The organism is Afipia sp. MLSD5-FHT05B12 (genome assembly GCF_058793355.1).
Map to the genome: position 1 here is coordinate 1 of NZ_JBXAFS010000024.1, position 23284 is coordinate 23284.

At 62.6% G+C, this 23284-nt stretch carries 23 protein-coding genes; 10 read left to right on the forward strand and 13 right to left on the reverse strand.

Annotation, left to right across the window (positions count from 1 at the left end; all coding sequences use genetic code 11):
* Positions 1 to 295: 295 nt before the first annotated feature.
* Complete coding sequence (gene uvrB / locus AC1Q6J_RS20690; protein WP_492281029.1) at positions 296 to 3340, reverse strand: excinuclease ABC subunit UvrB; 3045 nt, start codon at positions 3338 to 3340, stop codon at positions 296 to 298.
* 143 nt (positions 3341 to 3483) lie between these two features.
* Here uvrB and AC1Q6J_RS20695 point away from each other — a divergent pair, with 143 nt between their 5' ends.
* Positions 3484 to 5466, forward strand: coding sequence for an alkyl/aryl-sulfatase (locus AC1Q6J_RS20695; RefSeq protein ID WP_492281030.1), 1983 nt, complete (start codon positions 3484 to 3486; stop codon positions 5464 to 5466).
* Positions 5467 to 5485: 19 nt separating this feature from the next.
* Complete coding sequence (locus tag AC1Q6J_RS20700; RefSeq protein ID WP_492281031.1) at positions 5486 to 5881, forward strand: SecDF P1 head subdomain-containing protein; 396 nt, start codon at positions 5486 to 5488, stop codon at positions 5879 to 5881.
* Between the two features lie 50 nt (positions 5882 to 5931).
* Here the strand turns inward: AC1Q6J_RS20700 and AC1Q6J_RS20705 are convergent, their stop codons facing one another.
* Positions 5932 to 6534: an SCO family protein gene (locus AC1Q6J_RS20705; RefSeq protein WP_492281032.1), complete on the reverse strand. Its 603-nt coding sequence runs from the start codon at positions 6532 to 6534 to the stop codon at positions 5932 to 5934.
* Positions 6535 to 6581: 47 nt separating this feature from the next.
* The gene (locus AC1Q6J_RS20710; protein ID WP_492281075.1) at positions 6582 to 7694 is read right to left on the reverse strand and encodes an MBL fold metallo-hydrolase; all 1113 of its coding nucleotides are present in this window, start codon (positions 7692 to 7694) and stop codon (positions 6582 to 6584) included.
* A 239-nt stretch (positions 7695 to 7933) separates the two neighbouring features.
* Between AC1Q6J_RS20710 and AC1Q6J_RS20715 the strand changes: the two genes are divergently transcribed.
* Together AC1Q6J_RS20715 and AC1Q6J_RS20720 are read left to right on the forward strand one after the other, a co-directional pair.
* Positions 7934 to 8638, forward strand: a complete 705-nt coding sequence (locus AC1Q6J_RS20715; protein ID WP_492281033.1) for a glutathione binding-like protein — start codon at positions 7934 to 7936, stop codon at positions 8636 to 8638.
* Between the two features lie 4 nt (positions 8639 to 8642).
* Positions 8643 to 9344: a glutathione S-transferase family protein gene (locus tag AC1Q6J_RS20720; protein ID WP_492281034.1), complete on the forward strand. Its 702-nt coding sequence runs from the start codon at positions 8643 to 8645 to the stop codon at positions 9342 to 9344.
* A 3-nt stretch (positions 9345 to 9347) separates the two neighbouring features.
* Here the strand turns inward: AC1Q6J_RS20720 and AC1Q6J_RS20725 are convergent, their stop codons facing one another.
* From AC1Q6J_RS20725 to AC1Q6J_RS20735, 3 genes are all read right to left on the reverse strand, one after another.
* Entirely contained in the window at positions 9348 to 9866 is a 519-nt protein-coding gene (locus AC1Q6J_RS20725; RefSeq protein WP_492281035.1) for a hypothetical protein, read from the reverse strand.
* The gene (locus tag AC1Q6J_RS20730; protein WP_492281036.1) at positions 9827 to 10417 is read right to left on the reverse strand and encodes a hypothetical protein; all 591 of its coding nucleotides are present in this window, start codon (positions 10415 to 10417) and stop codon (positions 9827 to 9829) included. The genes AC1Q6J_RS20725 and AC1Q6J_RS20730 overlap by 40 nt, the downstream gene beginning before the upstream one ends.
* A gap of 127 nt (positions 10418 to 10544) precedes the next feature.
* Positions 10545 to 10751, reverse strand: coding sequence for a cysteine-rich CWC family protein (locus AC1Q6J_RS20735; protein WP_492281037.1), 207 nt, complete (start codon positions 10749 to 10751; stop codon positions 10545 to 10547).
* A 108-nt stretch (positions 10752 to 10859) separates the two neighbouring features.
* Here AC1Q6J_RS20735 and AC1Q6J_RS20740 point away from each other — a divergent pair, with 108 nt between their 5' ends.
* Positions 10860 to 12407 carry a DUF1800 domain-containing protein gene (locus tag AC1Q6J_RS20740; protein WP_492281038.1) on the forward strand — a complete coding sequence of 516 codons (1548 nt, stop codon included), beginning with the start codon at positions 10860 to 10862 and terminating at the stop codon, positions 12405 to 12407.
* Positions 12408 to 12409: 2 nt separating this feature from the next.
* Positions 12410 to 13651, forward strand: coding sequence for a DUF1501 domain-containing protein (locus AC1Q6J_RS20745; RefSeq protein ID WP_492281039.1), 1242 nt, complete (start codon positions 12410 to 12412; stop codon positions 13649 to 13651).
* Between the two features lie 10 nt (positions 13652 to 13661).
* Here AC1Q6J_RS20745 and AC1Q6J_RS20750 read toward each other — a convergent pair whose 3' ends face one another.
* The 3 genes from AC1Q6J_RS20750 to olsA all read right to left on the reverse strand — a co-directional run bounded on the left by AC1Q6J_RS20750 (position 13662) and on the right by olsA (position 15936).
* Positions 13662 to 14048 carry an endonuclease domain-containing protein gene (locus tag AC1Q6J_RS20750; RefSeq protein ID WP_492281040.1) on the reverse strand — a complete coding sequence of 129 codons (387 nt, stop codon included), beginning with the start codon at positions 14046 to 14048 and terminating at the stop codon, positions 13662 to 13664.
* Between the two features lie 89 nt (positions 14049 to 14137).
* Complete coding sequence (locus tag AC1Q6J_RS20755) at positions 14138 to 15079, reverse strand: aldo/keto reductase (RefSeq protein ID WP_492281041.1); 942 nt, start codon at positions 15077 to 15079, stop codon at positions 14138 to 14140.
* A gap of 11 nt (positions 15080 to 15090) precedes the next feature.
* Positions 15091 to 15936 carry a lyso-ornithine lipid O-acyltransferase gene (olsA, locus tag AC1Q6J_RS20760; protein WP_492281042.1) on the reverse strand — a complete coding sequence of 282 codons (846 nt, stop codon included), beginning with the start codon at positions 15934 to 15936 and terminating at the stop codon, positions 15091 to 15093.
* A gap of 356 nt (positions 15937 to 16292) precedes the next feature.
* Between olsA and AC1Q6J_RS20765 the strand changes: the two genes are divergently transcribed.
* Positions 16293 to 16649 carry a DMT family protein gene (locus AC1Q6J_RS20765; RefSeq protein ID WP_492281043.1) on the forward strand — a complete coding sequence of 119 codons (357 nt, stop codon included), beginning with the start codon at positions 16293 to 16295 and terminating at the stop codon, positions 16647 to 16649.
* A gap of 181 nt (positions 16650 to 16830) precedes the next feature.
* Here the strand turns inward: AC1Q6J_RS20765 and AC1Q6J_RS20770 are convergent, their stop codons facing one another.
* The 4 genes from AC1Q6J_RS20770 to AC1Q6J_RS20785 form a co-directional block, all read right to left on the reverse strand.
* Entirely contained in the window at positions 16831 to 17010 is a 180-nt protein-coding gene (locus tag AC1Q6J_RS20770) for a hypothetical protein (RefSeq protein WP_492281044.1), read from the reverse strand.
* Between the two features lie 323 nt (positions 17011 to 17333).
* Positions 17334 to 18005: a glutathione S-transferase family protein gene (locus AC1Q6J_RS20775; RefSeq protein WP_492281045.1), complete on the reverse strand. Its 672-nt coding sequence runs from the start codon at positions 18003 to 18005 to the stop codon at positions 17334 to 17336.
* A gap of 235 nt (positions 18006 to 18240) precedes the next feature.
* Positions 18241 to 19230, reverse strand: coding sequence for a glycosyltransferase family 2 protein (locus tag AC1Q6J_RS20780; protein ID WP_492281046.1), 990 nt, complete (start codon positions 19228 to 19230; stop codon positions 18241 to 18243).
* Complete coding sequence (locus AC1Q6J_RS20785; protein ID WP_492281047.1) at positions 19217 to 20446, reverse strand: glycosyltransferase family 87 protein; 1230 nt, start codon at positions 20444 to 20446, stop codon at positions 19217 to 19219. Before AC1Q6J_RS20785 ends, AC1Q6J_RS20780 begins: the two co-directional genes overlap by 14 nt.
* 211 nt (positions 20447 to 20657) lie before the next feature.
* Here AC1Q6J_RS20785 and AC1Q6J_RS20790 point away from each other — a divergent pair, with 211 nt between their 5' ends.
* The 3 genes from AC1Q6J_RS20790 to AC1Q6J_RS20800 all read left to right on the forward strand — a co-directional run bounded on the left by AC1Q6J_RS20790 (position 20658) and on the right by AC1Q6J_RS20800 (position 23143).
* The gene (locus tag AC1Q6J_RS20790; protein ID WP_492281048.1) at positions 20658 to 21860 is read left to right on the forward strand and encodes a pyridoxal phosphate-dependent aminotransferase; all 1203 of its coding nucleotides are present in this window, start codon (positions 20658 to 20660) and stop codon (positions 21858 to 21860) included.
* Between the two features lie 122 nt (positions 21861 to 21982).
* Positions 21983 to 22492, forward strand: coding sequence for a DUF992 domain-containing protein (locus AC1Q6J_RS20795; RefSeq protein WP_492281049.1), 510 nt, complete (start codon positions 21983 to 21985; stop codon positions 22490 to 22492).
* A 168-nt stretch (positions 22493 to 22660) separates the two neighbouring features.
* Positions 22661 to 23143, forward strand: a complete 483-nt coding sequence (locus AC1Q6J_RS20800; protein ID WP_492281050.1) for a DUF992 domain-containing protein — start codon at positions 22661 to 22663, stop codon at positions 23141 to 23143.
* Positions 23144 to 23284: the final 141 nt, after the last annotated feature.

The following is a 23284-nucleotide window of genomic DNA, read 5'->3' on the forward strand; positions in this document are numbered from 1 at the left end:
TTACGCATCGTCCGTCTCCTCGATTGGAGAACAGAACCCTAACTTATAATCGGGGGCGTTTCAGGGGAGCAGGTCAGGATGACCGAGCGCTTGCGATGAATGGCAGAATAACTAGCGGAAAAATCGAGACGAGCGCGACGACTAAAACTTCTTCGAATGCGCGTCTATGAAATCCGCCATTCGAGAAAAACTGTCCAAACCAAAATCGCATCTGTCAAATTAGCCCGCCCCAGATGAGCGTATTCTAGGTAGAAATTTGCAATAGTAAATGGTGTAGGTTGCGTGCTTCCGGTATTCACCTCTTCTTCCATCCGCCGCGCTTGCCCGGCGCGCCGCCGGTGGAGCGGCCCGAGAACTCCGGGCCGGACTGGCGCGAGTTGGTCGGCTGGAAAATCTTGCTTTCCGGGCCCGGGCCCATTTCATCGAGAGTGGGTTTACGAACACGAGATGATGCACCCGTGGTCCCCCCACCCCGACCCTCCCCCGCAAGGGGGGAGGGAGAAGAAGAGTCCAGCGTCGGCTTGCGTGCGCGGGATTTGTTGCGCGCGGCGGCCTTGTCCAGTTGCGCCGGGAGGTTCGCGGCGTCGCCGTACTTCTTCTTGCCTGCGTAAGCGCCGGCTTTCGCCGCGACGCCCCGCTGCTTGATGGTCGGATCGTCCACCACGGCCAGTTCGGTGGCGCGCAGACGCTTCACCTCGTCGCGCAGCCGTGCGGCTTCCTCGAAGTTGAGATCGGCGGCGGCCTCGCGCATCCGGGTTTCGAGATCGGCCAGCACCGCCTCGAAATTGTGCCCGATGGCGACCGCGTCGTCGGCCATGCCGCCGTCGCCGATTTCCACCAGCACATGGTCGCGCTCATAGACGCTGCCGAGAATGTCGCCGATGTCGCGCTTGATGCTTTCCGGCGTGATGCCGTGGGCGGTGTTGTATTCGACCTGCTTCTCGCGGCGGCGGTCGGTTTCGGCGATGGCGCGCTCCATCGAGCCGGTGATCTGGTCGGCATAGAGAATGACTTTGCCGTCGACGTTGCGCGCGGCGCGGCCGATGGTCTGGATCAGCGATGTCTCCGAACGCAGGAAACCTTCCTTGTCGGCGTCGAGAATGGCAACCAGCGCGCATTCGGGAATGTCGAGGCCTTCGCGCAGCAGGTTGATGCCGACCAGTGCATCGAATGCGCCAAGCCGCAGGTCACGAATGATCTCGATGCGTTCGATGGTGTCGATGTCCGAATGCATGTAGCGCACGCGGATGCCCTGCTCGTGCAGGTATTCGGTGAGGTCTTCCGCCATCCGTTTGGTGAGCACCGTGATGAGCGAGCGATAGCCGTTGCGCGCGGTCTCGCGGACCTCGCCGACCAGATCGTCGACCTGGGTGCGGGCCGGGCGGATGTTCACCGGCGGATCAATCAGTCCTGTCGGGCGGATGACCTGCTCGACGAATACGCCGCCGCTCTCGTTCAACTCCCAGCCGCCCGGCGTCGCCGACACCGCGACCGATTGCGGGCGCATCATGTCCCACTCTTCAAAGCGCAGCGGACGGTTGTCCATGCAGGACGGCAGGCGGAAACCGTATTCCGCCAGCGTCGCCTTGCGGCGGAAGTCGCCTTTGAACATCGCGCCGATCTGCGGCACGCTGACGTGGCTTTCGTCCGCGAACACCAGCGCATTGTCGGGGACATATTCGAACAGCGTCGGGGGCGGTTCGCCCGGCTTGCGGCCGGTGAGATAGCGCGAATAGTTCTCGATGCCGGCGCAGCTTCCGGTCGCTTCCATCATTTCGAGATCGAAGGTGGTGCGCTGTTCGAGGCGCTGCGCTTCGAGCAGGCGGCCCTGCGCGTTCAGCTGGTCGAGCCGCCACTTCAACTCGCTCTTGATGCCCTTGATGGCCTGGATCAGCGTCGGCCGGGGCGTCACATAGTGCGAGTTGGCGTAGATCTTGATGAATTCAAGCTCGTCCTGCTTGTGGCCGGTGAGCGGATCGAACTCCTCGATGGTCTCGATGGTGTCGCCGAACATGTTGACTCGCCAGGCGCGGTCTTCATAGTGCGCCGGGAAGATATCGATGACGTCGCCGCGCACGCGGAAGGTGCCGCGGGTGAAGTCCGCCGAGGTGCGCTTGTATTGCAGCGCGACCAGGTCGGCGATCAGCTGGCGCTGGTCGATGCGTTCGCCGCGCTTCATCGCGAATGTCATCGCGGTATAGGTTTCCACCGAGCCGATACCGTAGATGCACGATACCGAGGCCACGATGATGACGTCGTCGCGCTCCAAGAGCGCACGCGTCGCCGAGTGGCGCATCCGGTCGATCTGCTCGTTGATCGAGGAATCCTTCTCGATATAGGTGTCGGTGCGCGGCACGTAGGCTTCGGGCTGGTAGTAGTCGTAATACGAGACGAAATACTCCACCGCGTTGTCGGGGAAGAAATTCTTGAACTCGCCGTAGAGCTGCGCCGCCAAGGTCTTGTTCGGCGCGAGAATGATCGCGGGTCTTTGGGTGGCCTCGATCACCTGCGCCATGGTGTAGGTCTTGCCGGAGCCGGTGACGCCGAGCAGCACCTGGGTGCGGTCGTTGCGCTGGATGCCCTCGACAAGCTCCTTGATCGCCGTCGGCTGGTCGCCCTTTGGCTCGTAATCGGATTTCAGTTCAAAGCGCACGCCGCCTTCGGACTTCTCCGGGCGGGGCGGGCGGTGCGGCGCCCAGACCTTGACCTCGCCGCCTTCGCCGCGGAATTCCGGACGGCCATCGCGGATCAGGTTTTCCAGCGCGTCAGCGGTCGCCTGCACGCCCAGCGATTCCATCCTGTTGCGCGCGGGACGGAATGAGTCGTCATCGTCGACATCATAGCCGAGCTGTTTCGCCAGTTCCGGATCGAGCGTCGGGATCGGTGCGCTGGTGCCGTAGTTGGCTTGATAGTTTCCTTGCGGCGCTTCGGCGAAGCCCTCTTGCTTCACCTCCCCCTTGAGGGGGGAGGCGGTGCTTTCTACTCCCTCCCCCCTTGCGGGGGAGGGTTGGGGAGGGGGGTAAGCTGCGTTTTCAGATTTCGCATTTCCCCCCACCCCCGACCCCTCCCCGCGAGGGGGAGGGGAGGAAGAAGCATCGAATTTCTTCGGCGTCGATTTTCGCGCGCGATGGATCGCGGCCTCGCCGCCGGAGCGGCGGTCCTTCGAATTGTCCGGCGGCTGCTGCAGGCCGGTACCAGAGCCCATGCCTGCATCGCCGCGATTGATCGCCGGATTCAAAAGCTCCGCCAGCGCGGGGCCGATCGGCTGCACATCGGGACGATGTGCTTTCGATTTCGGAGTTTTGGGAGGCTTCTTCGGGGAATCGGGGTTCTTCGCCATGGCCGGAATATGGGGCGCGGAGTGCGGAGAGAAAAGGGCATTTTCTCAGTGAAGTTTGCTGTGAAGTTTACGCATTTGTCCTGATAGGCTGGAACCAACGCGTGGCGATTGCCGAGGACCACGCGGCAGTCCGGGAGTGTTTCATGTCGTCATTGCGCATCGCCAGCCTGCTGGCTGCCAGTCTTTTTGCCATCGCGCCATTTTCGTCCGCATTTGCTCAATCGAAGGACGCCGAGCCCGCCAGCCGCGCGGTCAACGACGCCTTTCTCAAGACACTGCCGTTCAACGACCGCGCCGATTTCGAAGATGCGAGGCGCGGCTTCATCGCCACGCTGCCGGATGGAATCGTCCCCGGCCTGGATGACAAACCGGCGTTCGATACCAGGCAATACGACTTCCTGAAGAACGATCAGGTGCCGGCGACGGTGAATCCCAGCTTGTGGCGGCAGGCGCAGCTCAATGCCATCAACGGCCTCTTCAAGGTCACTGAGCGCGTCTATCAGGTGCGCGGCATAGATCTCTCGAACCTCACCATCATCGAGGGCGACAGTGGCCTGATCCTGATCGATCCGCTGCTGTCCAACGAGACGGCGAAGGCGGCGCTCGATCTGTATCTCAAGAACCGGCCCGCCAGACCCGTTGCCGCGGTAATCTACACCCACAGCCATGCGGATCATTTCGGCGGCGCCAAGGGTGTCATCACCGAAGACGACGCCAGGCAAGGCAAAGTGAAAGTGATCGCGCCGGACGGCTTCATGGAGCATGCGGTGGCCGAGAACGTCATCGCAGGTAACGCGATGTCACGCCGTGCGCAGTATCAGTTCGGTAGCGCGCTGCCGGTCGGCGACCGGGCGCAGATCGACACTGGCCTGGGCAAGGCGCTGGCGCGGGGCTCCATCTCGCTGATTCCGCCGAACGACGTGATCAAGCAGTCCTACGAGACGCGCAATGTCGACGGCGTCGAGATCGAGTTTCATCTGGTGCCGGGCTCCGAAGCGCCCTCCGAGATGATCATGTACTTCCCGCAGTTCAAACTGCTGAACATGGCGGAAGACGCCACTCACAACATGCACAATCTTTACACGCTGCGCGGAGCGGAGATCCGCGATGGCCGTCTCTGGTCGAAATACATCGGCGAGGCGATCGAACGCTACGGCGACAGGACCGACGCCGTGATCGCGCAGCATCACTGGCCGATCTGGGGCAACGCGCGCATCGTTTCGTTTCTGAAGAAGCAGCGCGATCTCTACAAGTTCATCCACGACCAGACCGTGCGGCTGCTCAACCATGGCCTGACATCGACCGAAATCGCCGAGCGGCTGAAGCTGCCGCCGTCGCTGGCCAATGACTGGGCCGCGCGCGGCTATTACGGAACGCTGAGCCATAACGCCAAGGCGGTCTATCAGTTCTATCTCGGCTGGTACGACGCCAATCCAGCCGATCTCAACCCGCTGCCGCGCACGGAATATGCGAAGAAGCAGGTCGAGTACATGGGCGGCGCGGACGCCACGATCAAGCGCGCGCGCGACGACTTCAAGGCCGGGCAGTATCGCTGGGTCGCCAGTGTGATGAGCCAGGTGGTGTTTGCCGATCCGGCAAATAAAGAGGCGCGCGAGCTTGGCGCCGATGCGCTCGAACAGCTCGGCTATCAGAGCGAGGCCGCGACATGGCGCAACGCCTATCTGCTCGGAGCGCTGGAATTGCGAAGCGGCGTCGGCCCGCAGCCGCCTGCGCTGGTGAACGCGGAATTGCTGAAAGGCATTTCCATCGATCTCGCGTTCGATTTCCTCGGCGTGCGGCTCAATGCGGCGAAGGCGGAAGGCAAGACCATCGTCATCAACTGGACCTTCACCGATCTCAATCAGACCTATGTGATGAACCTGGAGAACTCCGCACTGACCCACACCGCAGGCAAGCTCTCCGACAAGGCGAACGCCAGCGTGACGCTGACCCGCGCCGCGTTCGACGCCATCACGCTGAAGCAGCGGACGTTCCTAGGTAGCGTTGTGACCGGCGACGTCTCGGTTGGGGGCAATCCGCTGAAGCTGCGCGAACTGTTCGGCTTGCTCGATGAATTCTCGACCGGATTCGAGGTCGTGGAGCCGAAGAAGGCGGCGGTGGAGTAGGGATGACAATACTGATCAAATGGTGATTGCTTTGAAGTTCGTAAAAACCCGGACGTTGTTAGTGTTGGCTTCGAGTTTGTTCTTTGTTTCGCCAGGCGTCGCTGAGCCTCTTTCTCTTGAGGTTGCCAGCGCTCAGGCAAGCCGTGATCCAAGGACCGAAGCACCTATTGTTAAAGTGACATTCACTGACGCATCGAGGAAGGCTTTTGGCGATTTCAGCAACAGCAACTTGGGCTATCGCGTGGAGATTCGCCTCGACGGCGAGTCTCTCATGAAGGCAGTCATTCGCGATCCGATAACGGGCGGTGTCATCCATATCGCGAACGACCGGTGGCCACCGGGAAAGGCAAATGATCTTGCTGCCAGGCTCTCTAAAGCAGGAGCAAGGGTGGAGGTGGAACGCGCGCCCAATTGATGTCAGAAGAAGCTGGAGTCGGTGAGTTCGACCGAGGCGAGTCCTGTTATCTACCGCTCCGCGCCGCCCTTCAGATGCGGCCTGATCATCCCGACCATCTTCGCGGCGTCGGTGCCGGGTGGAAAGAAGCCGAGATATTTTCCGTCGCGGCCGATCAGATAGATGAACGCCGAGTGGTCCACGGTGTAGTCGTCCGGTTTTGAACCTGTTGAGACCCGTTTGTAATAGACCCTGTAGGCATCCGCGGCTTGTGACACGTCCTTGATGTTGCCGGTGAGGCCGAGCAGTCGCGGATGAAACAGCGGTACATATTGCGCGAGGTGTTCCACCGTGTCGCGCTCCGGATCGAGCGTGACAAACAGCGGCTGAACCTTCGCCGCGTTCGCACCGAGTTGCTCCATCGCCAGCCCGATTTGCTGGAGATCGGTCGGGCAGATGTCGGGGCAATAGGTGAAGCCGAAATAGACCAGCATGAGCTGGCCGCGGAAATCGGCATCGGTGCGGGTCTTGCCGGTCTGGTCCTTGAGCGCGAACGCGCCGCCGATCGGCTCGCGATTCCACATCACCGCGTCCATCAGTTCGGCGGCGGAGCGGGATGAGCTTTGTGCAGATGCGGGAGTCGCGATCCAAAGACCGAACAGCAGCGCGGACATGACGGCCGCGCCGCCCATGTGGCAAGTTGCACGGAATCCGCGCGTGCTCACGCGCTGAAGATCAGCTTGCTGCCGGTCGAGACGTTGATGACGTTGTCCGGCATCTGCGCGCGCGCTTCGAGCAGGAAGTTCAGTCCGCTGCAATGCATCGGGATCACCACATCCGGCTGGAGCGCCTTGATCTCCCCGACGATCTGCTTGAGGTAATCGGCCGGCGCTGGCCCCAGATGGAAGCCGCCGACCACGGCGTGAACCTTCTGCACACCGGAGATTTCCTGCGCCTGCCGCACCGAATTGACGATGCCGACATGGCCGCAGGAACTGATGACGACAAGCCCCTTGCCGCGGATGTTGAAGCAGGTCGCGTGCTCGTGGACATGCTCGTCCGGAACGAAGTTGCCTTGCAATTCGGCGGCGGTGTAGTGGCCGTAGTCGCAGCCTGCGCTTTCCGGTTTGTAGTCGACGAAGGTGTTCGGCAGGATCTTCTCGACGCTGTTCCGCTTGATCTTGCCGGTGGTGAAGGCATGGCCCTCGATCACGGTTGGGGTTTCGCAGAGTACGGTCTGGACTTTTTGCGCCGTGATCTGCTTGCGATCCAGCACGCCGCCTTCGCCGAACTGGCCGGTGGAGGCGCGGCCGACGCGGTGACAGAAATTGTCCTCGCCGCCGGCATAGAGCTTCACGTCGGCGGGAAGCACGCTGCGATATTTTTCGAGGAAGCCGATCAGGCCGCCGTAGTGATCGATATGGCCGTGGCTGACGATCAGTGCGTTCAGTTTCGCCGGATCGACCTTGAGCAGGCCGATATTGTTGATGATGGCGGGTGAGGTGTAGCCGAAATCCAGCAGGATGTTGCGCTGTTCCTGTTCGCGCTGCGATTCCAGAAACAGCGACAGGCCCCATTCGTTATGCAGGACGTTGCGCGCATCGGCGCTGCGGCCGCCGCCGGGCCCTTCGTGAACGACGCCGTTCACGGTCGAGCCCTTCAGGAACTGGTCATGCTGCTGATCGACCAGCACGCGGATCGACAGCTTGTCGATGGTCGGCACCTGAATCGGCGCGGCACTGGCAACGCCGATGCAGGAGAAGCCGCCGGTCGCGGCCAGCCCCATGGCGGTGGAGAGTTTGAGGAAATCGCGCCGTGCAAATTCTTTTGTCATCATCGACCTTTCCTGACCCTGAGCGCGGGTTTGCCGGAACTCTATCTTCGGGATGCGAGAGGGACTGTTCTTAGTTTTGGCAGGAGCGATGAAAATCTTTCACGATCATGCGTTCTGAACGAATGAAATATATTTGATATGCATCGCGCGGCATTGACTTCGCACGCGCGAAGCGCAAGGTTCATGCAATCGCATTGACTTTGCGACCTCTGCCAGATGCCCAATTCAAGGATAGCAAGATGATCGATCTCTATTATTGGCCGACGCCGAATGGCCACAAGATCACGATGTTTCTCGAAGAGACCGGCCTCGCTTACACAATTCACCCGATCAACATCGGCACCGGCGACCAGTTCAAGCCGGAGTTCCTGGCGTTCTCGCCGAACAATCGCATGCCCGCGATGATTGACCAGTCGCCTGCGGATGGTGGCGCGCCGGTGAAGATCTTCGAATCCGGTGCGATCCTGATCTATCTCGCGGAAAAGACCGGCAAGTTCATGCCGTCCGACCTGCGCAAGCGCTTCGATGTGCTGCAATGGCTGATGTGGCAGATGGGCGGCCTCGGCCCGATGGCCGGACAGAATCATCACTTCAGCGCCTATGCGCCCGAGAAAATTCCCTACGCGATCAACCGCTACGTTAGCGAGACCAACCGGCTCTATGGCGTGCTCAACAAGCGGCTCGCGGATCGCGAGTATGTCGCCGGCGATTATTCCATCGCGGACATGGCGGCCTATCCGTGGATCGTGCCTTATGAGCGGCAGGGTCAGAAACTCGAAGACTTCCCGCATCTCAAGCGCTGGTTCGAGGCGATCAAGGCGAAACCCGCCACCGTGCGCGCTTATGAGATCGGACCGAGGATCAATTCCAACCTCGGAAAGACCTTCACCGACGAGCAGAAGAAGGTGCTGTTCGGGCAGACCGCCGCGGTTGTGAAGGGCTGACGCGATGACCGCGACCCGTAAACTTTTCGAACTGTGCGGCACGGAATCCGACCGCGTGTTCAGTCCCTATTGCTGGCGCACGCGCATGGCGCTGGCGCACAAGGACATCAAGGCGGAAACCATTCCGTGGCGTTTCACCGAAAAAGACGCCATCGCGCCGCATCAGTCGGACAAGGTGCCGGTGCTGATCGACGGCGACACGTCGGTCGCCGACTCGTGGGCGATCGCGAACTATCTCGAAGACACCTATCCCGATCGTCCCTCGCTGTTCGGCGGCGAGGGCGGCCGCGCCATGGGCCGGATGCTGAACTGGTGGGGCGATACGGTCGTCCTCGGCGGCATCTTCCCGATGATCGCGGTGGACATTCACGGTCTGCTGCGTCCCGCCGATCAGGCCTATTTCCGCAAAACCCGCGAAGCGCGTCTCGGCAAAACGCTCGAGCAGGCGGCGGCCAATCGCGATGAGGCGGTCGAGGCGTTTCGCCAGAGCCTCAACCCGATGCGGCTGACACTGAAGACGCAGCCCTACATCGGCGGCGCGTCGCCGAACTACGCCGACTATATCGTGTTCGGCCCGTTCCAGTGGGCGCGCGCGACCAGCCCGTTCAAGCTGCTAACGGAAGACGATCCGATTTACGCCTGGCGCGAAAAGCTGCTCGATGCGTTCGGCGGCATGGCGCGGAAGTCGCCGGGTTATGCGGTGTAGGCTCTAGCGTGCGCAGCCTTTGCCGGTGACGCGCTCGTTTTTCACGACAGCGACGATCAGCTTGCGCGCCACAGCCTCGAAATCGTCAGGCTTGAGATAGCCGCGCGCGTAAGCTTCCTGCGTCAACCGATCGATGCGCCGGTCATCGGTGCTCGACCACTGCTGCGCGATATATGCCGCGCCGGACTTGCCGAAATTTTCCGGATAACGCTCCATCTGGTTTTGCCGATGGTAGTAATAGTGACCAAGGCCGCCTGCAAACTCCTTGCGGCCTTCCTCGGTACAGATGCGGCTCCACGGAATCTCGAGCGCGCGCAGGCCATCCTGCCTCTGCTTGTTGCGCCCCTCGACGGTGTATTTTTCAGTCGAATTGGTACGCGGATCGATTTCCGGCGGCTTCGGAGGCGGTGCTGGCGCTTGTCCAAATGTCCATCCCGCGATCTGCCAGATCACGATGGCCCACAAAATGAACCACGCGCGCTTCAATTCGGCGGCCTGCCCGTTGCGGCGAGACGGGCGCACACCGGAGATTCACCGGACCAGAAATTCGGTCCTGCAAATTGAAGCAAGTCGAACTGAACCGAGGGCGGGAAGTCGGCTTTCACGATACCTTTTTGTTCGAAGGCGCTGTCCAGCGCTTCCTTGACCCGCTTGTCGAGCGATGTCGAGAAAGTCGATGTCGCTCGGAGCATATCAGCATCCTTGCAAAACATCCGGGGACCCGAACAGTTGAGCGTGCGCTGCCAGGCCTGTGTGTAGGCTGTGAGCGCGGCGACCAGGTTAGCCTTGATGGTTTTGTCGCAGGGCGAGAGCGAATAGGCATTTGCCGCCTGCAAGGTATCGAGACGCAATTTGTCGAGAGCGGGATTGGCGATCTTCTCTGCGAGATTGATCGCCCCCTTGCGATTGCGGTCTTCCTCTGTTTCCCGGGTGTCTCCGAACGTCGACGTGATGGTCGGCTGCAATTGTGTGACCGGGCGGTGCGACCACATCGGAAACCCGCGCACGCCCCAAGACACACCGACGAACGCGGTGACAAACGCCATGCCTACATAAAGTATGAACCGGCTCATGGGACATTCCGGACTGCGACAGGCCGCAACCTATCCGCGTGTCCGTTAACGCGCCGCGTATCGTCAGGTGCCCGGAACAGGCAGGGTAACGAGCCGGTCAATTTCGCCGCGACAATTTTTTCTAATTTTACGGCTCAGCGTTCGCGGCCGCCGCCCGCAGGCACGCCTGACACAGACAATCCCCGCCCTCAGTGGGCATCGGCAGCTTCGCGGTCTCGTCCATGCACCAGCAATGCCCGGACAGGTCGCAGGTGAACGCCGTTCCGCAACGCGGACAGGTCAGGGCGCGTTGCGCTGCGGGACTTTCTGACAGTTTTGTCACGATGCCGTTCACTTTCTTGCCGAATCCTTCATGTGACGTTCAGGCGCTTGGGGCGCATAGTCCATTCCGTCGATTCATATGTGGCCAACCCGTTGGCGAGATCAACCGTGAGACCCGGCAATGGCGCGTGATCCGCAAGGCGCTCTCATCGCACTCAACCGGTTCGGCTTCGGCGCGCGCGGCGGCGCAGCCAGCGATTTTTCCAGCGCAGCCTCCGATCCGCGCGGCTTTGTGAAGGCGGAACTGGGCCGGCCCAACGCGGCGCTGCTCGATGCGCCGGGTTTGCAGCCGACACCGGCGCTGGCGCAGGCGGTGTTCGATTATCAGAAAGACGTGAAGCAGCAGCGCGAGGCCGCCGCGAAAACGGCGCAGGCGATGGCGTCCTCGCCGGGGGGCATGCCGGAGGCGAAAGCCGCCGAAGCCAAACCGGATATGAAGGCGGATGCGACATCCGGCCCGGCGGCCAAGGCAATGACGCCGCCCGACGCCATGCAGCCGGCGATGCAGAACGCTTCGCCCGCCAAGGAATCGCCCAAGGAGCCGCCGAAGCCGCTCAACATCATCCAGAAGACCTTCCGCGCCGAAGCGCTGGCGCGGCTCCAGCGCGCCACCATGGCGGAGAGTGGATTTGTCGAGCGGCTGGTGACGTTCTGGTCGAACCATTTCTGCACCTCCGCCAACAAGGGCGAACTGGCGCGGATGTGGTCCGGCGCATTCGAGCGCGAAGCGATCCGCCCGCACGTGCTGGGCAACTTCGGCGAGATGCTGCGCGCGGTCGAGCAGCATCCGGCGATGATCTTTTTTCTCGACAACCAGCAGTCGATCGGGCCGGACTCGCGCGCCGGACAGAATCGCAGGAAGGGCCTGAACGAAAATCTCGCCCGCGAGATCATGGAACTGCATACGCTCGGCGTGAACGGCGGCTACACCCAGGCCGACGTGACGGCGCTGGCGCGCATCATCACCGGCTGGACCTTCGCCGGGCGGCAGGCAAAGCTGGGAGCGCCCGGCACTTTCATTTTCTTCGCCAACGCCCATGAGCCCGGGCCGCAAAAGCTGCTCGGCAAGGTCTATGAAGACACCGGCCTTGCACAGGGCGAGGCAGCGCTGGCCGACATCGCGCGGCATCCGGCGACCGCGAAATTCATCGCGACAAAATTCGTGCGCCATTTCATCGCTGACGACCCGCCGCCGGCGCTGGTGGCGAAGCTCGAAAGCACGTTCCGCAAGTCCGGCGGCGATCTGCATGCGATGACGCTGGCGCTTGTCGATGCCGACGAGGCGTGGCGCGCGCCAATGACCAAGATCCGGATGCCGTATGAATATCTGGTGGCGGCCGGACGGATGATGGGGCGCATCCCCGAGGACCCGCAGCGCTATCTCGGCGGTCTCAATGTGCTCGGCCAGCCGCTGTGGACGCCGGCCGGACCTAACGGATTCGCCGACACCAACGCAGCCTGGGCCGCGCCGGAAGGCATCAAGCTCCGGCTCGACATCGCGTCGCAGATTTCGTCGCGCGCCGCCGACAGTTTCGATCCGCGCGCGCTGCTCGATGTCGTGGCGGGCGAGGCTGCGTCAACCGAGACGCGGCAAACCATCGAGCGCGCGGAATCCAAGCAGCAGGCCTTTGCGCTGCTGCTGATGTCGCCCGAGTTCCAGAGGAGATGAGCATGTCCAGCTTTTCGTCCGGCTGCTGCGAAAGCCATACCGTGCGCGGGCTGACGCGCCGCTCGTTGCTGCTCGGATCGGCGACCTTCGCGGCCTGGGCCTACCTGCCGAAATTCGCGCGCGCCAAGGATGGCCGCGATCCGCGCTTTGTCACCATCATCCTGCGCGGCGCGCTCGATGGTCTTGCCACCGTCGCGCCGGTCGGCGATCCCGATTATGCCGGGCTGCATGGATCGATCGCGCTGTCGCTCGATGGCCCACATGCCGCGACCGCGCTCGATTCATTCTTCGCGCTGCATCCGTCAATGCCGGAGTTCGCGCGGATGTACAGGGACAGGAAAGCCGCGGTGGTTCACGCGGTGGCGACGCCGTATCGCGAGCGCTCGCATTTCGACGGGCAGGATGTGCTGGAAAGCGGCCTCAGTGGCCCGGGCCGCGTGCAAAGCGGTTGGCTCAATCGCGCGCTGGAGGCGTTGCCGCGCGGCGAGCGCGTGATGAGCGGACTTGCGGTCGGCCCCACCACGCCGCTGGTGCTGCGCGGGGCCGCGCCGACGGTCGGCTGGGTGCCGCCGTATCTGCCGCAAGCCGCCGACGACACCGCGATGCGCCTTGTCAATCTCTATACCCACCGCGATCCGGCATTGGCGGCGGCGCTGTCGCAGGGCTTGCAGATCGGCAGGATCGCGGCGCGCGACGATGCCATGAAGCCGAAGCCCGGCATGAACGGCGCGGGCGCGATGCGGCTCGCTGCCAAGGGCGCGGCGCGCCTGATGGCAGCGGATGACGGCCCGCGTATCGCTGCGCTGGCGTTCGACGGCTGGGACACCCACGCCAATGAAGGCGGGGCGGTGGGACGGCTGGCGCAGTTGCTCGCGGGTCTCGACGGTGCGCTGGCGGAATTCGAGACTGGTCTCGGCGAGCGCTGGCGCGACACGGTGATCGTGGTCGCCACCGAGTTCGGCCGCACCGCGCGGATCAACGGCACCGACGGCACCGATCACGGCACCGGCACCGTGGCGCTGCTCGCGGGCGGCGCGGTCAACGGCGGTCGGATGATTTCGGACTGGCCAGGACTGAAGATGGCCAATCTCTATGAGAACCGCGATCTCAAGCCGACGGCCGATCTGCGCGGCGTCATCAAGGGCGTGCTGCGCGATCACCTCGGGCTCGGCGAGCGCGTGCTGGCGGATGCGGTGTTTCCGGATAGCGGCGCGGTCAAGGCAATGCAGGGGCTGGTGGTGTAACAACCGCCTGTTATCCCTCCCCCTTGTGGGGAGGGTCGGCCGGCGTTAGCCGGTCGGGGTGGGGGTTCTTTAGCTCAGCAACGATAGTCTCAACAACTCCATCAAGGTGATGATCTATGTCGGAGTTCCAGAATCGCAGAATCTGAAAGCCGTAAGATTTCAGAAAATCATCGCGATGTGAATCTTTTGAAATATGCGGGGCCATGCCGTGCTGTCCGCCATCTGCTTCAACAATCAGATGACACCGAAAACAAACGAAGTCGACGATGAAGGGACCGATGGGCGCTTGTCTGCGGAAATGAAGGCCCAGAGGCTTTAGACCGCGGAGCCTTACCCAAAGCTTCACCTCTTGCGGCGTTAGCCGCTTTCGGAGTTCTCTGGCCCGCTCATTCGGCATTTTTATCGGTCACCCCACCCGGCTGACCTTCGGTCAGCAACCCTCCCCATCGAGGGGAGGGATGTCCCTGCGGATCGATCGCAACTCATTCACCCCATCGTAATCCCGTCGATCTCCGCCATCTCCTCCGGCGTCAGCTTCCAGCCGATGGCCTTGACGTTCTGTTCGATCTGCTCGACGCGGGTGGCGCCGGCAATCACGCTCGACACCTGCGGCCGCGCCGCCAGCCACGAGAACGCCAGCTCCAGCATGGTCTTGCCGCGCGCGTTCACGAAGTCCTGAAGCTTCTGCACGATGTCGAGATTTTTGTCGGTCATGTAGCGGTCGCTGAGATACTTCATCTTGGCGAAGCGCGTATCGGCGGGCGCAGTTTCGCCGCGTTTGTATTTTCCGGTCAGCAGTCCGCTCGCCAGCGGGAAGAACGGCAGCAGCCCGAGATTGTAGGCCTGCGCCGCCGGAAACAGATCCTTCTCGTTGTCGCGCACGATCAGGCTGTACTCGTCCTGGCACGACACGAAGGCATGGGTGTTGATGCCACGCGCGGTGAATTGCGCCTCGGCGATGCGCCAGGCCGGAAAGTTCGAGCAGCCGATGTAACGCACCTTGCCCTGACGGATCAGGTCTTCCAGCGCGCGGAGGGTCTCTTCGATGGGGGTCAGCGGATCGAAATCGTGCTGCTGATAGAGATCGATGTAATCGGTCTTCAGGCGGCGCAGGCTGTCCTCCACCGCGCTCATGATGTAGCGGCGCGATGCACCCTGTTTGGTGCCGTCGTCGGCCATTGCCTTGGAGTACTTCGTCGCCAGCACGATGTCCTTGCGGCGATCGCCGAGCACTTCGCCCAGCACGGTCTCCGAGCCACCGCGCCCGGCATAGATATCGGCGGTGTCGAACAGCGTGATGCCGAGATCGATGGCCTTGTGGATCACCTTGCGCGAGGTTTCGAGGTCGGTGCGCTGGCCGAAATTGTTGCAGCCGAGGCCAACGGCGGACACACGCAGGCCGGAGCCGCCGAGATTTCGTATTTCCATGATCGTACCCGTCAGGTCTGGTCGAAAGCCGGAACGGCCGGACGCAGCCCTTCTTCCGTATCTGACGGCTGCGCCGGAGGCGAGCGCAAAGCGCGTGCCGTCATCCGCCGCACCGCGGTTTCGGCGTCCCGCGCGATCTCCTTGCGGTTCGCGGTCATGCCGTAGCCGACGGCTTCGCCCCAGCTCACCGTGACGTCGACTGCGCCGGTCGCCAGAATGTTCAGCAGGTGCGGCACCAGTTCGGCCTCGCCGTACCACGCCACCTTGTCGCGTAGCGCGCGGCCGACCGGCACGCCGCCATAGCGGACATAGGCGATCGACACCGGCTGCACGGTGACGCGATCGTGATGGGTGGAATCGCCGATGGCGTGATGCACAGCGCCGATCAGCGCGGAGCGAAACGGCAGGATGCGGATGCCATCGCTCGAGGTGCCTTCGGGAAACAGCACCACGGCGTCGCCGCCGAGCAGGCGGTCGCCCATCGCGCGCGCGGCATCGCCGGTCTTGTGGCGGCGTTCGCGCTCGACGAAAACCGTGCGCTGCAATTTCGCCAACTGGCCGAACAGCGGCCAGTTCGCGACTTCGGATTTTGCGACGAATACCACCGGCGCGACCGCGCCGAGCACGGTGATGTCGAGCCACGAGGCATGGTTCGACAGGATCAGCACCGGGCTTTCGCGTGTGCGCTCGCCGGTCTGCGTGATGCGGATGCCGATGATGGCGCAGGCGGCGCGATGAAACAGGTTCGGCACGATGCGCTGGATTCTGCTGTTGAGCAGGATGCCGGCCAGTTGAAACGGCAACAGCACGAGGGCGACGAGAAACAGCAGGGCGCTGGTGGTGACGGTGCGGATCATGAAGTGCGTGTCGGTCTCTGGGAACGTGGCGTCATGGTTGAAGCATCGAACCGTATCATACCGGATGCATCGCAACCCGCGAAAGCGGAACGGACCAGCACAGGTGCGGATGAAAAAAAGGCGCGGCCCCGGCCGGATACAGCGCAGAGGGGATTTACGCGGCCGGGGACCGCTCGAACGCACGATCTGTGACGGGGCGGATCGTGCGCATCCAGGAGGCTAGGGACCGGACGTAACAGGGTTGTGACAGGATGAGTTGTCCACAGGGCGATTCCTGCTATGGGGCGGCGTCGCGGCCTTGTTGCCTTCAACATCACGGGCCAGAATCCGGTAAATCGCCGCCCGAAAGGATACCCATGCCCATTGCCATCTCTCCCGCGTTGCAGCCGTTCATCCTGCTTCTGATGTCCAATGTCTTCATGACGTTCGCCTGGTACGGGCATCTGAAATACAAGGAACACTCGCTGCCGCTGGTCATCATGGTGAGCTGGGGCATCGCTTTCTTCGAGTACTGCATCGCCGTGCCGGCCAACCGCTGGGGCAGCGCGGTCTATTCCGCGGCACAGCTCAAGACGATGCAGGAGGTGATCACGCTCATTGTGTTCGCCGGATTCTCGGTGCTGTATCTGAAGGAGCCGCTGGGCTGGAATCACGCGATCGGCTTTGCCTTCATCGCCGCCGGCGCGTTCTTCATTTTCCATAAATGGTCGTGAGTGCCGTCGTCGTAAGAGTTATGGCCGCGCGCCTGTGTCGCGATCAGAAATCCTGCGACGAGGATGATCGCGAGCGTCAGCGACGCTGAAACCACAACGAGAGACGTTTTCATCCGTGTATCTCCACCGCGCGCGTCAGCGCGCGGCCGCGGGGTAATCTCGGTGCGCAGGGAAAAGTGGCTCAGCCAGCAATCGGCATGGCAGCCACGACCTTGATCGACAGCGCCGTGACGGTGACGAGCAGGCACAATGACAGCGACGCCACCGCGAGCGAGGCGGCGATGGCGTTCGTCAGTCGGGACGATGCAACACGCGCGGACCGCAGTCCGAAACCAATTCCTGAAACGGGCGACCGGATCATGGTCGGGCATCCTCAAATCGGGCGGCGAATCACCGCTGCCGGAATGTGTCAGGAATCGCTGTCGAGATTGCGGCACGCCCCGGTCAAACGTGGCGGAAGCGAGGCAAGATAAGGAAAATCAGCGGGTTATGCCCGCTATCCCGCTCCGAACTAGTGTCCCAAATCCGAAGTTCGCTTCATTTTGCAGCCCGCTCCACAGCGAACTTCGGATTCGAAAAAGGACACTAGAAAACTATAATTCTAGCGTGGTTTTGGCTCGCAAGTCCGCAAAAGACCGTGCCATGGAAATGATGCGGACTTGCGAGCCACCACGCTAGGCTGACTCAGGCCTCGGCGGTCAGGCCGGTCTCGGTTCCCGGGGCGGTTTCAGGAGCCATGACCTCGGCCGGCTTCCAGGCCATCGACACGAAGCGCGGCTCGCTTTCGACCCGCTTCAGCCAGGCCTTCACCGACGGATAGCCGGAGAGGTCGAAGTCGCACTGGTTGGCGACATGGGTGTAGCCGTACATCGCGATGTCCGCGACGGTCAGGTGTCCCGCCGCGAAATAGTCGTGGGTCTTGAGGTGATTTTCCATCACTCGCAGCGCGGCGTAGCCCCGCTCCATCCAGTCTTCCAGCGAGTGGGTTTGCAGGTCGCGGCCGCCGCGCACCAGCACCAGCCAGAAATACGCGGCGCCGACGCTCGGCTCCAGCGCATGCTGCTCGAAGAACATCCATTGCAGCGCCTGTGCGCGATCGATGCGGTCTTCGGGCGCCAGCGATGTGCCGATCGCGACATACCAGAGGATCGCGTTGGACTCGGCGAGATAGCGGCCGTCAGCAACTTCGAGCAGCGGCACCTGTCCTGAAGGATTGCGCGCGAGAAATTCCGGCGTGCGGCTTTCGCCGCGCAGAATGTCGATCTCGATGGCTTTGTACGGCGCATTCAACAGCGCCAGCGCAAGGCGGACCTTGTAGCTGTTGCCGGAGCGCTGCATCGAGTAAAGTTTGTACATACGGGCCTTCGAAAGTACCGCCAGGGACATGCGGCGCGAACCGGACTGCCACCCCTGCCTGCCCCCAGGCCGATGTAACAATGAGGTTCCGGGACCCCTGCCGCAAGGCCTTTGCGTTAGAAAAAGTCAAATCGCGCACAGCTATGCAGCCACACGAGATTTTATTCTGCGAGGCACGTGTGAGGGCGTCAATTTCACGCAAATCGGCGTGAGAAATGCCGGTTTTTCGTGATCGTCAAAGTTTGTTCGCAACTGCGTCAAGATCGAGATAGCGCATGCGTTTGGCTTCGCGGCGGCCCTGCGCGATGGCTTCGAGGACGAGGCCGATGGCGAAGGAGAGGAAGCCGAGCTGCGCGATGGCGGCGGCGAGAATCGCGGTCGGAAAACGCGGCACGAGGCCGGTTTCCAGATACGTCACGATCAGCGGCGCACCGAGACCGAGGCAGATCAGCAGCAGCATGGCGCCGATCGCACTGAAGAAGCGCAGCGGGCGCGTTTCCTTGTAGAGCTTGATCAGCGTCAGCAGAATCCGGGCGCCGTCGCGATAGGTCCGCAGCTTGCTCTGCGATCCTTCTGGCCGCGTCGCGTAAGGCAGCGGCATCTCGCCGGTGGCGATCTTGAGATCGAGCGCATGAACCGACAACTCCGCCTCGATTTCAAATCCGCTCGATGTCACCGGAAACGATTTCGCGAAGCGCCGCGACAGCACACGGTAGCCCGAGAGAATATCGGTGAACCCATCGCCGAACATATGCGCGAGGATGCGGTTGAAGAGCTGGTTGCCGAAACGGTGTCCGCGCGGAAACGCGCCGTCGCCGCCGTTGCGGGTGCCGACCATCATGTCGAGATTGCGCGTTACCAGCGCCTCGATCAGCGCGCCGGCGGCGGTCGGATCGTAGGTCGCATCGCCATCGGCGAGGATGTAGATGTCGGCTTCGATGTCGGCCAGCATGCGGCGGACCACATTGCCTTTGCCTTGCAGTGTTTCGCGGCGGACGATGGCGCCTGCGGCGACCGCGGCCCCATAGGTGCCGTCGGTGGAATTGTTGTCGTAGACGTAAATCCGCGCGCCGGGCAGCGCGCGCTTGAAGCCGCCGATCACGGCGGCGATGGCGGTCTCTTCGTTGTAGCAGGGCAGCAGCACCGCGATCGAGCGGTTGCGCACCATGGCGCTCTGCGGAAACAGGTCATCGATTTCGTCGCGGACGCGATCAAGCTTTGACAAGACGGCTGCTCCCGATTGCATGAATGCCGAAATCGCTCGCCGCGCGCCGCAGCGTCATGACGTACAGCGCGATCATGACGAGGAGGCCGAGCGGAATGCCGCTCAGGCCCGCGATGCTGCGGGTCAGGAACGGCGCGGCCCAGGCCAGCGCGAGCAGCGAGATGTCGTATGGATGAAAGCCGCGTGCGAATCCGTGACGGACGAGGAACGCAATGGCGATGCCGAGTACGACGAGGTCATAGTCCAGCACATAGGGCGTCGCCAGCAGGCTCGCGATGGCGAGCGCCGCGGCCTTCAGTTCGAACGCCGCCTGCGAGCGCCACAGCCGGACGATGGTGACCGCCAGCACCAGCGCGAGCGCGGCTTGCGCGGCGTAAGCGAGATCGATGCCGCCGCCCCACATCCGCACCGCGGAGAACAGCGACTGGATCTTCTCCCAGCCGGTGCCGCCGGCTTCCAGCACGATCGTGCGTGTGAAGGTCGCGGATTCGGCGAAGGCATGCCAGACATTGATGCCGAACAGCAGCGTCGAGATCACGATCAGCACGATCACGGTCGCGGCGGCGCTGAGGATCGTGGTCCAGCGGCCGGTCGCGAGCAGCACCAGCGGAATCAGGATTCCGAATTGCGGCTTGTAGGACAGGAGGCCGAGACAAAGGCCTGCCAGCGCGGGCCGCCGGTCCAGCAGGGTGAGAAATCCGCCGAGCAGGGCCGTGGTGAAGAATCCGTTCTGGCCGTGGCCGACATTGACGAACACCGCCGGAAACGCCGCCGTGACCAGCAGCGTCTCGCGCCTTGGCACGATGGCGTGAATGGCTGCCATGAATGCGGGGAGGGACACCGCGAGCCAGCACGCCAGCGCGAGAGCGTAGGGCATCAGCGCCAGCGTTGCTGCGACCATCAGGAAGAACGGCGGATAGTGCCAGCCGAAGAACGGCACATCGCGGCCCTCGAACACCGCGATCTCGGCGGCGTGCTGGAGCTTCGGGTCGTAGGCGTCCGGCGCCTTGCCGGACAGGGTCAGGACACCGGCGGCATAGACGTTGGAAAAATCGGTTCCGATCGGCTTGCCGTTGCGGTCGATCATATGATCCGACGTCGCGACCAGCCCGATCAGGCCGGCCAGCGAGATGCCGAGCACCAGCAGGGCATAGCCGCGGATGCGGCCTGGCGTGAGCCAGCCCCCGGTTCGCAGCGCTTGCCAGAAATGATTCATTTGCCCGTCTGGATTTACGAATGTTGCAGCGGTCATGTCGCGCGCCGACGGTAGGGCGCGCGCTTTAAGGTTTCCTTAGTCCCGCGCGCAATTTCGTGTGTTTTTGGCGAAGTTTCTTGCGATGCAGCGTCGCCCGTTTTAGGGTGCCCCGCCCCGCTAAATCCGCGAATCCGGGCCTTCGCGATCCACCAACATCCTTTAGGAGAACACGATGCCGTTTCTGTCCGCTGCGCTTGACCGTGTGAAGCCGTCCGCGACCATCGCGGTCACGGATAAAGCACGTCAGCTCAAAGCCGCGGGCCGCAATGTCATCGGGCTTGGCGCAGGCGAGCCGGATTTCGACACGCCGGCCAACATCAAGCTGGCAGCGATTCACGCCATCGAGGCCGGCAAGACCAAGTACACCGCGGTGGACGGCATTCCCGAACTGAAGGAGGCGATCATCGCCAAGTTTCAGCGCGAGAACGGCCTGACCTACAAGCCGAACCAGATCACGGTCGGCACCGGCGGCAAGCAGGTGCTGTACAACGCGCTGATGGCGACGCTGAACCCCGGCGACGAGGTCATCATCCCGGCGCCGTACTGGGTGAGCTATCCGGAGATGGTGGCGCTCGCGGGCGGCGAAAGCGTGCCGGTGGTCTGCACGGCGGAGTTCGGCTTCAAATTGCAGCCGGACGCGCTGGAGAAGGCGATCACGCCGAAGACCAAGTGGATCATCCTCAACTCGCCGTCGAACCCGACGGGCTCGGCCTATACGCGCGCCGAACTCAAGGCGCTTACCGATGTGCTGGTGAAGCATCCGCACGTGTGGGTGATGACCGACGACATGTACGAACATCTTGTCTACGACGACTTCGAGTTCACCACGCCGGCGCAGGTCGAGCCGAAACTGTTCGACCGCACGCTGACGGTGAACGGGGTGTCGAAAGCCTACTGCATGACCGGCTGGCGTATCGGCTACGCGGGCGGGCCGCAGCAGCTCATCTCGGCGATGGCGACCATCCAGTCGCAATCGACCTCGAACCCGTCGTCGGTTTCGCAGTGGGCGGCAGTGGAGGCGCTGACGGGTCCGCAGGACTTCATCGCGGCGAACAACAAGGTGTTCAAGGAGCGCCGCGATCTCGTCGTCGCGATGCTCAACCAGGCGAGCGGCATCGACTGCCCGCGGCCCGAAGGCGCGTTCTATGTCTATCCGTCCTGCGCGGGCACCATGGGCAAGACCGCGCCGTCGGGCAAGAAGCTCGCGACCGATGAAGATTTCGTGACCGAGCTTCTGGAGACCGAAGGCGTCGCGGTGGTGCAGGGGTCCGCATTCGGGCTCGGCCCGGCGTTTCGTATCTCCTACGCCACGAAAACGTCGGATCTCGAAGACGCCTGCAAGCGCATCCAGCGCTTCTGCGGCAACTTGCGATAAGGCAACACTGCCGGAATAACGTCGGCAGTTTGATAGGAAATAAGGGAAGCGCCATGTTTTTGACACGGCGCTTCCCTTTTGTCCGGCCGCCAATCAAAACAAGCAATCCGGAGTTCAATTCCATGCGTCTTTCAACAGTTCTCGGTACCGCGTTCGCGGCACTCGTCGCCTCCTTCGCCACGGCGAATGCACAGCAGGCCGTTCAGGTCGGCGTGCTGGAATGCCGGGGCGGCCAGAATGTCGGCATGGTCGTCGCGTCCAAGACCACCTTTGAGTGTGTTTTCCGCAGCGAAGGCCGCCGTCCCGAGCCCTATCTGGCGCATGTCACCCGCGTCGGCGTTGACCTCGGCGTCACCGAAAACACCAGCTTCGCGTGGGCGGTACACGCGCCGACCCAGCGTATCGGCCGCGGCGATCTCGCCGGCAACTACGGCGGCGTCGGCGGCAACGTCTCCATCGGTCTCGGCGGCGGCGGCAACCTGATGTGGGGCGGTTCGGCCAATTCCTACGCGCTCCAGCCGCTCAGCCTGCAGGGCCAGACCGGCCTGAACGTGGCCGGCGGCGTCGTCGGCCTCGACCTTGAGCCGGCGGGTCTGGTGAAGCGCAAGCATCGCCGCCACCATCGCGGTTGAGTTAACGAAACGGAATGAAAAAGGCCCGCACATGCGGGCCTTTTTTGTTGCTCTTTAAATGTTGTTGGCGGGCCAGCGATTGAACATTGCCGCACGGTATGTATGACTGGATGGGTCGTATTCCTTTCGCATCAAATTCAATTCGCGCCATTCAGCCGGAGATATCCCATGCGCCGCCTTTCCACCGTCCTGTCCATTGCCTCGGCAGCCCTCGTTGCGACGGCCGTCCTCGTTCATGCGCAGTCGGGGCGCACCCAGGTCGGCGTGCTGGAATGCCGTGGCGGTCCGAATATCGGCATGATCGTCGGCTCGGTGACCAATCTCGGATGCGTGTTCCGTTCCGACGGCCGCCCGGATGATCTTTATACCGCGCGTATCACCAAGATCGGCGTCGATATCGGCATCACGACGGAGACCGCGTTGTCATGGGCGGTGTTCGCCCCGACCGCACGTCTCGGCATGGGCGACCTGTCGGGCAACTACGCCGGTGTCGATGCCAGCGCGGCGGTTGGCGTCGGTCTTGGCGGCAACGTCATGCTCGGCGGATCGGCCAATTCCTTCGCCCTGCAACCGCTGAGCGTGCAGGGACAAACCGGCTTGAGCGTCGCCGGCGGCGTGCAGAGCATGGAACTGCGTCCAGGCCGGTTCTAAGGTTCGTACAGAATATTTTTTGCAAAGGCCCGCCGTCACGGCGGGCCTTTTGATTTCAATAATGTCTCCAACGGGACAGCAACTTTAGGTGATCGACGTATGCTGCGCAGCGGGATGTTTCCCGCTTGCCAACCGCACCGC